This is a genomic window from Stenotrophomonas sp. STEN020 (assembly GCF_056760195.1).
Genome location: NZ_JBRREI010000001.1, coordinates 282,520 through 296,451, shown reverse-complemented (window position 1 = coordinate 296,451; position 13,932 = coordinate 282,520). Strand labels below are relative to the sequence as shown.

Below are 13,932 nucleotides of genomic sequence, written 5' to 3'. Positions count from 1 at the left end.
CCCCCCCCCGGCCGCGCGCCCGCGGCGGCGCCGCCCCCCCCCCCCCCCGCGCCCCCCCCCCCCCCCCCCCCCCCCCCCCCCCCCCCCCCCCCCCCCCCCCCACTACCGCCCCCTCCCTTTGGCGAAGCCAAGGGGAGGACTGGGGAGGGGTAGCTCTTTGCGACCTGTCGCAGCAACGGCTTCGCGGCTTACGCCACTCCTACGGCATTGCTGGTAACGCCCCTGCCGAGCATGGCTCGGCACTACATGGCTTTCTGGCACAGGTTTTGCAGCTTCCCCGGCAACGTTCCGTGGGAGGTTCCACATGGCCAACCTGTTTTCAAATTATCTCGGCATCCACGCCCAGGCGATGCCGCTGCGAGAGCAGCGCATGAAGCTGATCGCCAGCAACCTGAGCAATGCCGACACGCCTGGCTACAAGGCCCGCGACCTCGACTTTGATGCCGCCCTGCGCAATGCACAGGGCGCGACCAGCGGCAATGGCCTGCTGACCGCCACCGCCGAACAGCACTACGCCATCGGCGGCGCCAACGGGCTCAATCCGTTCCAGATCCTGCGCGAAGGCGCCCAGCCCAGCCTCGACGGCAACACCGTCGACCCGGATACCGAGCGCGCTGCTTATGGCCGCGCCGCATTGGAATACCGCGCCTCGCTGAGTTTCGTCGAGTCCAAGGTGAAGACCATGCTCACCGCCATCACCGGCCAGTAAGGAAACACGCCATGAGCAACCTGCCCATCTTTGATATTGCCGGCTCGGCGCTACAGGCGCAGTCGGTGCGCATGAGCACCATTGCCTCCAACCTGTCCAATGCCGATTCGATCGCCGGATCGCCGCAGGCGGTTTACAAGCCGCTGGAGCCGATTTTCCAGGCCGTTACCAGCCGCAATGACCCGAACCTGACCGGCGTGCAGGTCAAGGAAATCGCACAGAGCGATGCGCCGCCGATCAAACGCTACGAACCCAACCATCCGCTGGCCGATGGCGAGGGCTATGTGTACTCGCCCGACGTCGATCCGGTTGCGCAGATGGTCAACCTCATCTCCACCTCGCGCAATTACCAGGCCGGCGTGGAAATGCTCAGCACCGCCAAGGAACTTGCCCTGGCCACGCTGACCATGGGCCGCTGAGCCCACTCCCCCAGGAATCTGCCGACATGAGTACCAGCGTCAACTCCGATCTCTACAAGTCGCTCGGCCTCACTGCGCCGAACACCACGCCCACCAGCAAGAACAAAGGCTCGCTTGACCAGGCCGACTTCCTGAAGCTGATGACTACCCAGCTGCAGCATCAGGACCCAACCAAGCCAATGGACAACAGCCAGATGGTTGCGCAGATGGCGCAGCTGTCCACGGTGCAGGGCATCAGCGATCTGAACACCTCCGTGAAGGGCTTCCAGGAATCCATGGCCAGCGACCAGGTGCTGCGCGGCGCGGCGCTGGTCGGGCATGACGTGATGGTGCCCTCCACCAAGGTCTCTCTGGAGGCCGAAGGCGGCACCAGCGGCACGGTTGCGGCGCCGTCGGCCGGCTCGGTCACCGTCGATATCACCGATGCCAATGGCCTGAAGGTCAATCAGTTGACCGTGCCGGCCAACGCTGCGGGCGAGGTCGCCTTCCAATGGGATGGCAACAATGCCGATGGCAAACGCATGCCGCCTGGCAGCTATACCGTCACCGCAAGCCACACCGATAGCGCAGGTGCGCAAACCAAGCTCGCCACCTACGTCGAGGCGGAAGTTGAAAGCGTGACGGTGGGTTCCGACGGCCTGTACCTGAACCTCAAGGGGCTGGGCACCGCCCCGCTCGACTACGTGCTCCGCGTCAGCTGAGCCCCCTCTTCGATTTCCCAGGAGTATCGCCATGGGCTTCAATGTCTCACTGTCGGGCATCAACGCGGCCAACGCCGACCTGAATGTCACCGCCAACAACGTCGCCAACGTCAACACCACCGGCTTCAAGGAGTCGCGCGCCGAGTTTGCCGATCTGTTCAATGCCACGAGCTATGGCCTGTCGCGCAACGCAATGGGCTCCGGTGCACGCTTGAGCAATGTGGCGCAGCAGTTTTCGCAGGGCAATATCAACCAGACCGGGCGCAGCCTGGACCTGGCCGTGGCCGGCGAAGGCTTCTTCACCTTGAACATGAATGGTGCGCGCGTGTACTCGCGCGCCGGCAACTTCCAGACAGACAACAACGGCTATGTGGTCAACCCACAGGGCGCGCGGCTGCAGGTGTTCACTCCCAACGCCGATGGCACTCGCTTCGATGGCCAGCTGACCGATCTGCAGTTGCTCACCACCGACAGCCCGCCAAAGCAGAGCACCTTGGTCAATATGGCATTCACCCTCCCCGGCAATGCGCCGGAGCCGACGGTAGCGCCGTTCGACCCAACCGATTCCAACACATACAACCACTCCACCGGTGGCATCACGGTGTACGACTCACTGGGCGTCAGCCACACCCAGACTTCGTACTTCGTGAAGACGGCCAATGCCAACGAATGGCAGGTACACAACTATGTGGACGGCCAGCCGGCCGGCGCGCCGTCGGTGCTGCAATTCTCCAACGCTGGCGCCTTGATCAGCCCGGCCAATGGCGACATTGCCTTGGCACCGTTCACGCCAAGCACCGGCGCCGGCGTGGTCAACCTGACCTTGAATGTCGCAGGCGCAACTCAGTACGGCGAGAAGTTTGCGATGCGCGATACCCGCCAGGACGGCTACGCTGCCGGCAAGCTCAATGAGATCAGCATTTCCGAGCAAGGCGTGGTGTATGCGCGTTACTCCAATGGCGACGACAAACCGCTTGGCCAGGTCGCATTGAGCACCTTCAACAATCCGCAGGGCCTGCAGAACCAGGGCAACAGCCTGTGGGTGGAGACGTTCTCCTCCGGCAACCCGCGCGTCGGCGCGCCTGACTCTTCGGATTTCGGCCAGGTCCAGGCCGGCGCACTGGAAGCCTCGACCGTGGACCTGACCGAGCAGCTGGTCAACATGATCGTCGCCCAGCGCAACTTCCAGGCCAACTCGCAGATGCTTTCGACGCAGGACCAGGTCACCCAGGCCATCATCAATATCAGGTAAGGCAAGGAGCGGGGATCAATCAAAACCTGACTGATCCCCGCTCCACGTTTGCTGCCGCCTGCGATTTTCCAACTCCAATCTCAACACGCGAACCACAGCCCCATGGACAAAGCCCTCTACGTTGCCATGACCGGTGCCCGCGCCTCGCTGCAGGCACAGGCCACCGTGTCGCACAACCTGGCCAACTCGGATACGCCGGGCTTCAAGGAAGCGCTGGCCAATACCGAGGCGTTCCGCATCCAGGGACCGGGTTTTCCGTCGCGGGTGGATGCAGTGCACGTCGACGCAGGCTTCAACCGGCGCGTTGGCGCGCAGCAGATCACCGGCAATTCGCTGGATCTATCCCTGCAGCCGGGCAGCTGGTTGGCGGTGCAGTCCAGCGATGGCAGCGAGGCATATACCCGCAGCGGCGCCTTGTCGTTGACGCCGAACGGACAGTTGGTGACGGCCGAAGGCAATGCCGTTCTCGACGACAACGGCAATCCGATCGCGGTACCGCCACACCAGGCCATGGAGATCGGTCATGACGGCACCTTGTCGATCATTCCGCTGGGCGAAGGCCCGCAGACTATGGCAATGATCGGCCGTTTGCGTGTGGTTGATGCGCCCAATGAACAGCTGGAGCGGCGCCTGGATGGACTGATGCGCAACACCGATCCGCAGCTGCCTTTCGCGCAGCGCCAGGGCAAGGCTTTGGACAGCGGTATGCTGGAATCCAGCAACGTCGATGCGGCCGGCGCACTCGTGCAGATGATCCAGCTGCAACGCCAGTTCGAAATGCAGGTGAAAGTAATCAAGCACGGCGACGAGAATGCGCGCAGTGCCAACAGCCTGTTGCGCCTGAACGGCTGATAGAACGACGCCAGCGCGCATGCATTGCGCGCGCCCTCGCCTTCGGCTGAGTCAGTGCAGGAAACGGTGATTTACCCGTTGCTGCCGCGATGGTGTCACACCCACTCTTATTCCTGTTCGACCGGCATGTACTGTGCCGGCGCATGCGGAGCCGTGCCACGAGCCACGCATGTGCGCAGCGACAGGCCCGTGCAATGTCGCTGTGCTCAGCGCCGATATTCCGACACCGGTTTTGGCACAGCCCATGCATTGACAGAGGCAAGGGCCAATCGGCCGGTATCCGTCACCAAGGAATTGCACCATGAATCAGGCATTGTGGGTCGCCAAGACCGGCTTGGATGCACAACAGACACGTATGTCGGTTGTCTCCAACAACCTGGCCAACACCAATACCACCGGATTCAAGCGTGATCGCGCCAGCTTCGAGGACTTGCTCTATCAGCAGGTGCGCCAGCCCGGCGGCTCGTCATCGGCCCAGACGCAGTTGCCGACCGGCCTGCAGCTTGGCACTGGTGTTCGCGTGGTCGCCACCTCCAAGCACTTCGAACAGGGCAGCCAACAGCAGACCGGTCGCGCTCTGGATGTGATGGCAAATGGCCGCGGTTTCTTCGAAGTGATGATGCCCGATGGCACGTCAGCCTATACGCGCGACGGTAGCTTCCAGATCAACGCACAGGGCGAACTGGTGACCAATAGCGGCTACCCGGTACAGCCTGGCATCCAGATTCCGGAGGGTGCGCAGTCGATGACCATCGGTACCGACGGCACCATCAGCGTGAAGATGGCCGGTGAGGCAGCCTCGGTCGAAATCGGTTCGTTGACGCTTACCGATTTCATCAATCCCGCTGGCCTGCAGGCCAAGGGCGAAAACCTATATCTGGAAACCACCGCATCCGGTCCGGCCCAGAACGGTACGCCCGGCCTCAACGGCTTGGGCACGGTCGTGCAGGGTGCGCTGGAAGGCAGCAACGTCAACGTGGTCGAAGAGCTGGTGTCGATGATCGAGACCCAGCGCGCCTACGAAATGAACGCCAAGGCTATCTCCACCACCGACTCGATGCTCGGCTACCTCAACAACAACGTCTGATTGGTCGCCAAGGGATACCGTCATGAGCAGCACCCCACTCCTGCGCCAACTTTCCATCGCCATGTGCGCGGCCTTGATCGGCGGCTGCACGCTGGCCGGCGACGTGCGTCCGTATGCACCGATGGCGCCGATCCAGCCCATCGTCGTGCAGGCCGCGGCGCCGACCGCTGGCGCGATCTACGCGGCCGGTCCGGGCTTGAATCTGTATGGCGATCGGCGCGCGCGTGATGTCGGTGACCTGCTGACCATCACCTTGGTCGAAAACACCATGGCCACCACCACCGCCACCACAGCGATAAGCAAGAAATCCAGCGTTGATGTCGGCACGCCGACGTTGTTTGGCGCGCCAGTCACCTTGGGCGGCAAAGACATTCTGGGTGCCTCGGCATCTGCCGAGCGCGACTTTGGCGGCAAGGGCAATAGCGCGCAGAGCAACCGCCTGCAGGGTAGCGTCACTGTCACCGTGATCCAGCGCCTGCCCAACGGCAACCTGGTCATACAGGGGCAGAAGAATCTTCGCCTCAATCAAGGCGACGAACTGGTGCAGATCCAGGGTGTCGTACGTGCTGCGGATATCAACCCGGACAACACCATTTCCTCCAGCAAGGTTGCCGACGCACGCATCGCTTATGGCGGTCGCGGCGCAGTGGCGCAGTCCAATGCGATGGGCTGGCTGGGCCGCTTCTTCAATTCAGCGTTTGCGCTGTTCTGAGCACTGTGATGAAGACTTTCTCTTTCATGCGTCCCCTCGCCCTGGCTGCGCTGGCATTGGCTGCCGCCCTGCCCGCCCATGCAGAGCGGATCAAGGATCTGGCCCAGGTCGGCGGCGTGCGCGGCAATGCGCTGGTCGGCTACGGCCTGGTGGTTGGCCTGGATGGCAGCGGTGACCGCACCAGCCAGGCACCGTTCACCGTGCAGAGTTTGAAGAATCTGCTGGGCGAGTTGGGCGTCAATGTTCCGTCCAATGTAAATCCGCAGTTGAAGAACGTCGCAGCAGTGGCAATCCATGCTGAGCTGCCGCCGTTCGCCAAGCCCGGCCAGACCATCGACATCACCGTCTCCTCGATCGGCAACGCCGTCTCGCTGCGCGGCGGTGCATTGCTGATGGCGCCGCTGAAAGGTATCGATGGGCAGGTGTATGCCATCGCCCAAGGCAATCTGGTGGTCGGCGGTTTTGGCGCGCAGGGCAAGGACGGCTCGCGTGTTTCGGTGAATATTCCAAGCGCTGGCCGCATTCCCAATGGCGCCACCGTTGAACGTGCGCTGCCTGACGTGTTCGCTGGCGGTGGCGATATCACCTTGAACCTGCACCAGAACGACTTCACCACCGTCTCGCGGATGGTCAATGCCCTCAATGCCACCTTCGGTGAAGGTGCGGCGCGTGCGGTTGATGGCGGTACGGTTTCGGTGCAGACACCGACTGACCCCGGTGCGCGCATCGGCATGCTGGCGCGTATTGAGAACGTCGAGCTTTCGCCTGGCACTGCGCCGGCTCGTATCGTGGTCAACTCGCGTACCGGCACCGTGGTCATCGGCTCGCAGGTGCGGGTCAGTCCAGCAGCGATCTCGCACGGTTCCTTGACGGTGACCGTCAGCGAATCGACCCAGGTCAGCCAACCCAATGCCTTTGGCGGTGGCCAGACCGTCGCCACGCCACAGTCCACAATCACGGCCAGCAACGAAGGCAGCCGCATGTTCCGCTTTGATGGCGGCGCGACCCTGGACGAGATCGTTCGTGCGGTCAACGAAGTTGGCGCGGCACCGGGTGACCTGATCGCGATCCTGGAAGCCCTCAAGCAGGCCGGCGCATTGACTGCCGACCTTGAGGTGATCTGACATGCGTATCGCCGCGCCTTCGCTGGAACTGAATCCGGCCATCGCCAATGATCCGGCGAAGATCGACAAGGTTGCACGCCAGCTGGAAGGCCAATTCGCACAGATGCTGGTCAAGAGCATGCGCGATGCCAGCTTCGGCGATTCGCTGTTCCCGGGCGAAAACCAGATGTTCCGCGAGATGTACGACCAACGTATTGCCGAGGCGATGACGCGCGGTCGCGGGCTCGGCCTGTCGGCCATGATTGCGCGTCAGTTGGGCGGCACAGAAGGTGCTGCAACGGCGCCGGTAGATCCCAGTATCAAGCCAGCCGCCGCAGCACGTGCCTATCAATTGGCCGCTCCCGCTGCCACTGGTCTGCCACTGAGTGCAGCGCCGGCAATCGGCGAGGACCCACTGTCTTCGCTGAACATCAATGACCAGTCCACCTACATGGCACCGCAGGCACAAGCACTGGATCTGATTGCCGGCCGTGACAGCAGCAGCTTCCATGCCTCGTTGAACAATGCCAACCCGTACCAGGACACTGCAGTGGCTGCACAGCCAGCCGATTGGGCGATGAGCAACGACCGCTGGAGCAATGTCTCGGCGGCAGAGCGTGGGGATGCGGTTGATACCACCACCGCCAACGTCGCTGCCAACAAGCTCGGCAAGCACACCCCGGAAGGCTTCGTCGCAAGCATCTGGCCGCATGCCGAACGCGCTGCGCGCGAACTCGGTGTCGATCCGCGCGCACTGGTCGCCCAGGCTGCACTGGAAACCGGCTGGGGCAAGCGCCATATCAAACGCGATAACGGTGATAGCAGCCACAACCTGTTCGGCATCAAGGCAACCGGTTGGAGTGGCGAACGCGCCACCACCGGCACCCACGAATACGTCAACGGCCAGCGCCGCAACGAGACCGCCAGCTTCCGCGCCTACGGTTCGATGGCGGAGAGCTTTGGCGACTACGTCCGCATGCTGAAGACCAGCCCACGCTACCAGGCCGCACTCAGCGCCGGCAGCGATGTGCGCAGCTTCGCCCAAGGCCTGCAGCGCGCCGGCTATGCGACTGATCCAGCCTACGCCGCCAAGATCGCCGCCATTGCTGCTGGCCCCACCATCGAGCGCGCAGTCGCCGCCATCGGCGATGCCGGGGCGCGACTGGGCCAGACCTTTGCCAGTAACGCCGGCTTTGCCGGCATCACCCGTCGTTGAGATAGCCGTCCATGTCTAATGTTCTTTCCACCGGTACGAGTGCCCTGCTTGCTTTCCAGCGCGCATTGGCCACCGTCAGCCACAATGTGGCCAACATCAAGACCGAAGGTTACAGCCGGCAGAAGGTCGATTTTGCGACGCAAGATCCTACCAACGTCGGTTACGGCGATGTGGGTAACGGCACCAAGATCACCGATATCCGCCGCGTAGCCGATCAGCTGGCGATATCGCGCCTGCTGGACAGCAATGGCGAATTGGCGCGACTGCAACAGCTGTCAGGCATGGCCGACCGCGTTGATGCCTTGTTTTCGGATCCCGCCACCGGGGTTACTGGTGTGTGGTCCAACTTCTTCGACTCAATCAGTGGCTTGTCGGCCAATGCATCGGGCGCCGCAGACCGGCGCAATGTGCTGGACAGTGCCAATACGTTGGTTACGCGCTTCAAACAACTCACCAACAACCTCGACTCACTGAACAGCGAGGTCAACAACGGCTTGCTGTCAGCGGCGACTGAGGTCAATCGATTAGCGAGCGAGATCGCCCAGCTCAACGCCGCTGTTGGCAGCAACGCTGCGGCGGCCGCCCCGGATTTGCTGGATCGTCGCGATCAGCTGGTTTCGCAGTTGGTGGGCTTCACCGGTGGCACGGCGGTGATCCAGGACGGCGGTGTCATGAACGTCTACTCGGCTGGCGGCCACGCCCTTGTAGTCGGCAACAATGCATCGCAGGTCACTACCGCGGTCGATCCCTATCGTCCAGAGCGCCTGCAGTTGGCGATCAAAACCCAGAGCATGACCGTGACCATGGACAGCAAAGCCATGGGTGGCCAGATTGGTGGCCTGCTGGAAGTGCGCGATTCCGTGCTGACACCGGCTCAGGCCGAGCTCGGTCGCATTGCTGTCGGCATGGCCCAGACGTTCAACCAGGCCCATCGCGAAGGCATGGACCTGTACGGCGACATGGGCACCGATTTTTTCAATCTCGCCCCCCCCCAGATCAGCGGACACAGCAGCAACGCTGGCAACGCCACGCTGACCGCAAGCTATGGCGATCTATCCGCGTTGGATGGCCAGAACCTGCTGCTCAAGTTCAATGGCACCAATTGGGAAGCCAATCGCGCCGACACCGGTGCAGGTGTGCCGATGACGGGCACCGGCACCGCAGCGGACCCGTTCGTGGTCAATGGCGTGCAGTTAGTGGTCAGCGGCACACCTTCAGCCAACGACCGCTATCTGCTGCAGCCAACGGCCGCTGCCACCAACGGCTTGTCGGTTGCCATCACTGACCCTTCGCGTGTTGCCGCAGCCAACCCGATCAGGGGCTCCGGCAACCTGTCCAATTCCGGCAGCGGTGTATTGGGCAAGCTCGACGTACTCGACGCTGCCAACCCTGCGCTGCTCAACCCGGCCAGTATTCAGTTCACCAGCGCCAATCAGTACACCATCGATGGCACGGGGCCGTTCCCGTACACACCCGGCCAGACCATCAGCGCCAATGGCTGGAGTGTGGTGCTGGACGGCAAGCCAGCCACCGGCGACAGCTTCAACATCGGCAAGACCGCAGCCGGCTCCAGCGACAACGGCAATGCCTCGCAACTTGCCGGCGTAGAAGACATGAAAGCCTTCAGCGGTGGCACCGTGACGCTCAACGGCGCGCTGGGGGGGCTGACCACCCAGGTGGGCTCGGCCGCCCGTGCGGCGGACTATTCGCTGCAAGCCCAGCAGGTCATCCATGCCAATGCTCAAGCCAGCCGCGATACGGTGTCTGGCGTCAACCTCGATGAAGAGGCCGCAGATATGCTCAGGCTGCAGCAAGCCTACCAGGCCGCGTCACAGTTGATTTCGACGGCGGACACGATGTTCCAGACAATCCTGCGCGCGGTGGGCTGAGATGAACAACCGTATTTCCAGCAACATGGTCTACGACCAGTCAGTCTTCCTGATGCTCTCCAAACAGCGCAAGCTGGCCCATTTGGAACAACAGTTGGCTACCGGCAAGAAAATCATCACCGCCAAAGACGACCCGGTCGCCTCCGGCACCGCGGTTGGCCTGGACCGAAGCCTGGCCGCGCTGGAGCAGATGAAGCTCAACGGCAGTACCGTGCAGAACCGGCTGGGCCTGCAGGAAAACACCTTGGCGCAGGTCAACGACATGATGGGGCGGGTAACCGAACTCACCATCTACGCCAACAATCCCGGGCTAGCCGCCGCTGACAAGAAGACATTGGTCGCCGAAATCAGCTCCATCCGCGATGGTTTGTTGGCGCTGGCCAACGCCACCGACGGCACCGGGCGCTATGTCTTTGGCGGCACCCAGGATGGCAGCCCACCTTTCAGCATGGTCAATGGCAACGTGGTCTACAGCGGCGACCAGACCCAGCGGCAGGTAGAGGTTGCGCCTGACACCTACGCCAAGGACGCGCTGCCCGGCAGCGAGGTGTTCCTGCGGATACCCACGGGCGATGGCGCAGTGGATGCCGCGGCAAACGCCGGCAATACCGGCACAGCAGTACTGACCAACGTAGGCCGTGATGGCAGTGGCGGTTGGGACGGCACCGCGTTCAGCGTCCGCTTTACAGCTACCGACCAGTACGAAGTACTTGATGCGGGGGGTAATGTCACCGCTACCGGCACCACGTCCAGTGGTGAGGATATTGTGGTCAACGGCGTGCGTCTGCACATCGACGGCAACGCCGCAGCCGGCGACAGCTTCAACGTGCAACCTGCCACCAGCCGCGACATCTTCGCCACACTGGATGGTTTGATAAACACGCTGAACAGCGACACCGGCACGCCTGCGCAGATGGCGGCACAGCAGAACCTGCTGCAAGGCGCGCTGCGGGATGTCGCCCGTGCCTCGGAACGCATGATCGACGCCCGCGCCTCCGGCGGTGCCCAGCTCAAGACCCTGGACGATGCATCAGCGATGCGCGAAGCCAATAACGTGACGATCAAAGGCACGCTCTCGCAACTGCGCGACCTCGACTACGCCGCCGCCATCAGCGAATACCAACTTGAAAGCACCGCCTTGCAGGCGGCACAGACCATCTTCATGCAGATGCAGCAGATGTCGCTGTTCAGCCGCCTGGGCTGACCCCAGCCGCCAAACCACACCGTGTTCACCAAAGGCCGCGACGCCACAGCATCGCGGCCTTTCTGCGTTTTGGCTCAAGTACCGTTCTTCCATGCCGCTAAGCGCACCCGCCTGAGCAGATCCGCCACCCCGCAGATACCCAGGCGGCTGGGCGCAGCGCCCCGCATCCAGCCTTTCGTCTTCGCTTTTCCGGTGGGTTTGGCAATGGCGTCAGCGCACCGCGTGGAAGCAAACGAAATTCCCTTCTAAAGGTTGTTGACAGCGCGCCGTTATTCCTTTTGCACCAGCGATATGCACGACCGAAAAAACAAAACAACGGCGGCACTTCGCTTCACCAACGGGATTCCATAAGGGAGACGACCCATGGCACAAGTAATCAACACCAACACGATGTCACTCAACGCTCAGCGCAACCTGAGCAGCAGCGGCAGCTCTCTGGCCACCACCATCCAGCGCCTGTCCTCAGGCTTGCGCATCAACAGCGCCAAGGACGACGCGGCTGGTCTGGCCATCAGCGAGCGCTTCACCACCCAGATCCGCGGCCTCGATGTCGCCATCCGCAATGCCAACGACGGCATTTCGCTGGCCCAGGTCGCCGAGGGCGCGCTGAGTGAAGTCGGCAACAACCTGCAGCGCATCCGCGAGCTGGCCGTACAGGCCTCCAACGCCACCAATTCGGCGACCGACCGCAAGGCTCTGCAAGCAGAAGTGACCCAGCTGGTCAGCGAAATCGACCGCGTCGCCAAGCAGGCCGACTTCAACGGCACCAAGCTGCTGGACGGCAGCTTCACCAGCCAGTTGTTCCAGGTCGGTGCCAACGCCGGCCAGTCCATCGCCATCGACAGCGTGGTCAATGCCAAGGCTGATTCGCTGGGCAACAGCAAGTTCGCGGCAGCCAGCACCGGCGGCACCCTCCCCGCGATTGCTGCCCCGACCACGGTCGCCGGGCTGACGATCAACGGTGTCACCATCGGCGACATCACTGGCGGCACCACCAATGAGCTGGCCTCCTCGGCCGCCGCACAGATCAACTCCAAGATCGGTGAGGCCGGCGTCTACGCCGAGGTTGTCACCACCACCGGCACCCCGGACACCTACGCACTGAAGCTGACCCCGGTTCAGGCAGACCGCGATCTGGTGATCAGCGCCAGCGCCGCGCTCGGCCTCACCGCTTCCACCGCTGCCGCCCCCACCTCGGTGGCAGCCACCGCCACCTCTACCTACGTCGCGGCCCTGAACGTTTCCGACTATGTGGGCGCGCAGAAGGCGCTGGGCATCGTCGACAAGGCACTGGAGTCGGTCAACAGCGTGCGCGCCGACCTTGGCGCCATCCAGAACCGTTTCACCTCGGTGGTCGCCAACCTGCAGACCTCCTCGGAAAACCTGTCCGCATCGCGCAGCCGCATCCGCGATACCGACTTCGCCAAGGAAACCGCCGAACTCACCCGCACCCAGATCCTGCAGCAGGCCGGTACGGCCATGCTGGCCCAGGCCAACCAGGTTCCACAGAACGTGCTCAGCCTTCTGCAGCGCTGACATGAGTCGCTCCTGAAGCACGTCAGGACCGCCTAACCCACCGTACGTGCAACCGCTCAAGGACCCCTCCTCATGGCACAAGTCATCAACACCAACACGATGTCGTTGAATGCTCAGCGCAACCTGAGCACCAGCGGCAGTTCGTTGGCCACCACCATCCAGCGCCTGTCGTCGGGTTCGCGCATCAACAGCGCCAAGGACGATGCGGCCGGTCTGGCCATCTCCGAGCGCTTCGGTACGCAGATCCGCGGTACCGACGTGGCCATCCGTAACGCCAACGACGGCATCTCGCTGGCGCAGGTCGCCGAAGGTTCGCTGAGCGAAATCGGCAACAACCTGCAGCGCGTGCGTGAACTGGCCGTACAGGCCTCCAACGCCACCAACTCGGCCAGCGACCGCAAGGCCCTGCAGGCTGAAGTGACCCAGCTGGTCAGCGAAATCGATCGCGTCGCCAAGCAGTCCGAGTTCAACGGCACCAAGCTGCTGGACGGCTCGTTCTCCAGCCAGCTGTTCCAGGTCGGCGCCAATGCGGGCCAGGCCATCGCCATCGACAAGGTCGTCGACGCGACCGTCGCCAAGCTGGGTGGTTCGAGCTTCAGTACGGGCAAGCTGGCTGATGCCGGCGGCGCCTTGGCAGCAGACGGCACCCTTACCGGCACCATCAAGGTCGGCACAACCACGGTCAACCTCGACAAGATCGAGCTGAAGAGCGGCGCCAGCGTGATCGACCAGAACAAGGCCGCCGTCACCGCGATCAACTCCAAACTCGGTGAAACCGGTGTATTGGCTGAGCTGGACACCAACAACAAGATCGTTGTGACCCAGGTCAAGGACGGTGTCGCAATGGCTACTGCCGACATCAGCCTGACCATTGGCGGCACGGCCGCATTCGCCCACACCGCGGACGCCGCCACCACCAAAGCCAACGTCAAGGACATCGACGTGTCCACCGTAACCGGTGCGCAGAAGGCTCTGTCGCTGGTTGACAACGCACTTGGCTCGATCAACAACACCCGCGCCGACCTTGGCGCCATCCAGAACCGCTTCACCTCGGTGGTGGCCAACCTGCAGACCTCGACGGAGAACCTGTCGGCGTCGCGCAGCCGCATCAAGGACACCGATTTCGCCAAGGAAACCGCGGAACTGACCCGCACCCAGATCCTGCAGCAGGCCGGTACGGCCATGCTGGCCCAGGCCAACCAGGTGCCGCAGAACGTGCTCAGCCTGCTGCGCTAAGCCGACCTCTAAGCGC

At 62.9% G+C, this 13,932-nt stretch carries 13 protein-coding genes; all 13 read left to right on the top strand.

Going from position 1 to position 13,932, the window contains the following annotated elements; all coding sequences use genetic code 11:
- Positions 1-304: 304 nt before the first annotated feature.
- The 13 genes from flgB (at position 305) to ACVOLZ_RS01155 (ending at position 13,916) form a co-directional block, all read left to right on the top strand.
- Entirely contained in the window at positions 305-709 is a 405-nt protein-coding gene (gene flgB, locus ACVOLZ_RS01215; protein ID WP_481510530.1) for a flagellar basal body rod protein FlgB, read from the top strand.
- Positions 710-720: 11 nt separating this feature from the next.
- On the top strand, positions 721-1,128 hold the full coding sequence (flgC, locus tag ACVOLZ_RS01210) for a flagellar basal body rod protein FlgC (RefSeq protein WP_282271517.1): 408 nt from the start codon (positions 721-723) through the stop codon (positions 1,126-1,128).
- A 26-nt stretch (positions 1,129-1,154) separates the two neighbouring features.
- A complete protein-coding gene (locus ACVOLZ_RS01205) occupies positions 1,155-1,829 on the top strand; it encodes a flagellar hook capping FlgD N-terminal domain-containing protein (RefSeq protein ID WP_481514787.1) in 675 nt (224 codons plus the stop codon).
- 31 nt (positions 1,830-1,860) lie between these two features.
- A complete protein-coding gene (flgE, locus tag ACVOLZ_RS01200; protein WP_481514786.1) occupies positions 1,861-3,081 on the top strand; it encodes a flagellar hook protein FlgE in 1,221 nt (406 codons plus the stop codon).
- A gap of 102 nt (positions 3,082-3,183) precedes the next feature.
- Positions 3,184-3,933 carry a flagellar basal body rod protein FlgF gene (locus ACVOLZ_RS01195; RefSeq protein ID WP_481514785.1) on the top strand — a complete coding sequence of 250 codons (750 nt, stop codon included), beginning with the start codon at positions 3,184-3,186 and terminating at the stop codon, positions 3,931-3,933.
- Between the two features lie 301 nt (positions 3,934-4,234).
- Positions 4,235-5,020 carry a flagellar basal-body rod protein FlgG gene (gene flgG, locus ACVOLZ_RS01190; protein WP_481510526.1) on the top strand — a complete coding sequence of 262 codons (786 nt, stop codon included), beginning with the start codon at positions 4,235-4,237 and terminating at the stop codon, positions 5,018-5,020.
- A 22-nt stretch (positions 5,021-5,042) separates the two neighbouring features.
- A complete protein-coding gene (gene flgH / locus ACVOLZ_RS01185) occupies positions 5,043-5,732 on the top strand; it encodes a flagellar basal body L-ring protein FlgH (RefSeq protein WP_481514784.1) in 690 nt (229 codons plus the stop codon).
- Between the two features lie 8 nt (positions 5,733-5,740).
- Entirely contained in the window at positions 5,741-6,856 is a 1,116-nt protein-coding gene (locus tag ACVOLZ_RS01180) for a flagellar basal body P-ring protein FlgI (RefSeq protein ID WP_481514783.1), read from the top strand.
- A gap of 1 nt (position 6,857) precedes the next feature.
- A complete protein-coding gene (gene flgJ / locus ACVOLZ_RS01175; protein ID WP_481514782.1) occupies positions 6,858-8,051 on the top strand; it encodes a flagellar assembly peptidoglycan hydrolase FlgJ in 1,194 nt (397 codons plus the stop codon).
- A gap of 11 nt (positions 8,052-8,062) precedes the next feature.
- The gene (gene flgK / locus ACVOLZ_RS01170) at positions 8,063-9,940 is read left to right on the top strand and encodes a flagellar hook-associated protein FlgK (protein WP_481514781.1); all 1,878 of its coding nucleotides are present in this window, start codon (positions 8,063-8,065) and stop codon (positions 9,938-9,940) included.
- A 1-nt stretch (position 9,941) separates the two neighbouring features.
- Positions 9,942-11,144: a flagellar hook-associated protein FlgL gene (flgL, locus tag ACVOLZ_RS01165; protein WP_481514780.1), complete on the top strand. Its 1,203-nt coding sequence runs from the start codon at positions 9,942-9,944 to the stop codon at positions 11,142-11,144.
- Positions 11,145-11,507: 363 nt separating this feature from the next.
- The gene (locus ACVOLZ_RS01160; RefSeq protein WP_481514779.1) at positions 11,508-12,680 is read left to right on the top strand and encodes a flagellin; all 1,173 of its coding nucleotides are present in this window, start codon (positions 11,508-11,510) and stop codon (positions 12,678-12,680) included.
- A 72-nt stretch (positions 12,681-12,752) separates the two neighbouring features.
- Positions 12,753-13,916 (top strand): flagellin, encoded by a 1,164-nt coding sequence (locus ACVOLZ_RS01155; protein ID WP_481514778.1) that lies wholly within the window; start codon positions 12,753-12,755, stop codon positions 13,914-13,916.
- Positions 13,917-13,932 lie beyond the last annotated feature (16 nt).

What these genes read in the sequence shown, in the direction of transcription:
- flgB (WP_481510530.1), top strand. Translation starts at nt 305, where the DNA reads ATGGCCAACCTGTTTTCAAATTATCTCGGCATCCACGCCCAGGCGATG.
- flgC (WP_282271517.1), top strand. Translation starts at nt 721, where the DNA reads ATGAGCAACCTGCCCATCTTTGATATTGCCGGCTCGGCGCTACAGGCG.
- ACVOLZ_RS01205 (WP_481514787.1), top strand. Translation starts at nt 1,155, where the DNA reads ATGAGTACCAGCGTCAACTCCGATCTCTACAAGTCGCTCGGCCTCACT.
- flgE (WP_481514786.1), top strand. Translation starts at nt 1,861, where the DNA reads ATGGGCTTCAATGTCTCACTGTCGGGCATCAACGCGGCCAACGCCGAC.
- ACVOLZ_RS01195 (WP_481514785.1), top strand. Translation starts at nt 3,184, where the DNA reads ATGGACAAAGCCCTCTACGTTGCCATGACCGGTGCCCGCGCCTCGCTG.
- flgG (WP_481510526.1), top strand. Translation starts at nt 4,235, where the DNA reads ATGAATCAGGCATTGTGGGTCGCCAAGACCGGCTTGGATGCACAACAG.
- flgH (WP_481514784.1), top strand. Translation starts at nt 5,043, where the DNA reads ATGAGCAGCACCCCACTCCTGCGCCAACTTTCCATCGCCATGTGCGCG.
- ACVOLZ_RS01180 (WP_481514783.1), top strand. Translation starts at nt 5,741, where the DNA reads ATGAAGACTTTCTCTTTCATGCGTCCCCTCGCCCTGGCTGCGCTGGCA.
- flgJ (WP_481514782.1), top strand. Translation starts at nt 6,858, where the DNA reads ATGCGTATCGCCGCGCCTTCGCTGGAACTGAATCCGGCCATCGCCAAT.
- flgK (WP_481514781.1), top strand. Translation starts at nt 8,063, where the DNA reads ATGTCTAATGTTCTTTCCACCGGTACGAGTGCCCTGCTTGCTTTCCAG.
- flgL (WP_481514780.1), top strand. Translation starts at nt 9,942, where the DNA reads ATGAACAACCGTATTTCCAGCAACATGGTCTACGACCAGTCAGTCTTC.
- ACVOLZ_RS01160 (WP_481514779.1), top strand. Translation starts at nt 11,508, where the DNA reads ATGGCACAAGTAATCAACACCAACACGATGTCACTCAACGCTCAGCGC.
- ACVOLZ_RS01155 (WP_481514778.1), top strand. Translation starts at nt 12,753, where the DNA reads ATGGCACAAGTCATCAACACCAACACGATGTCGTTGAATGCTCAGCGC.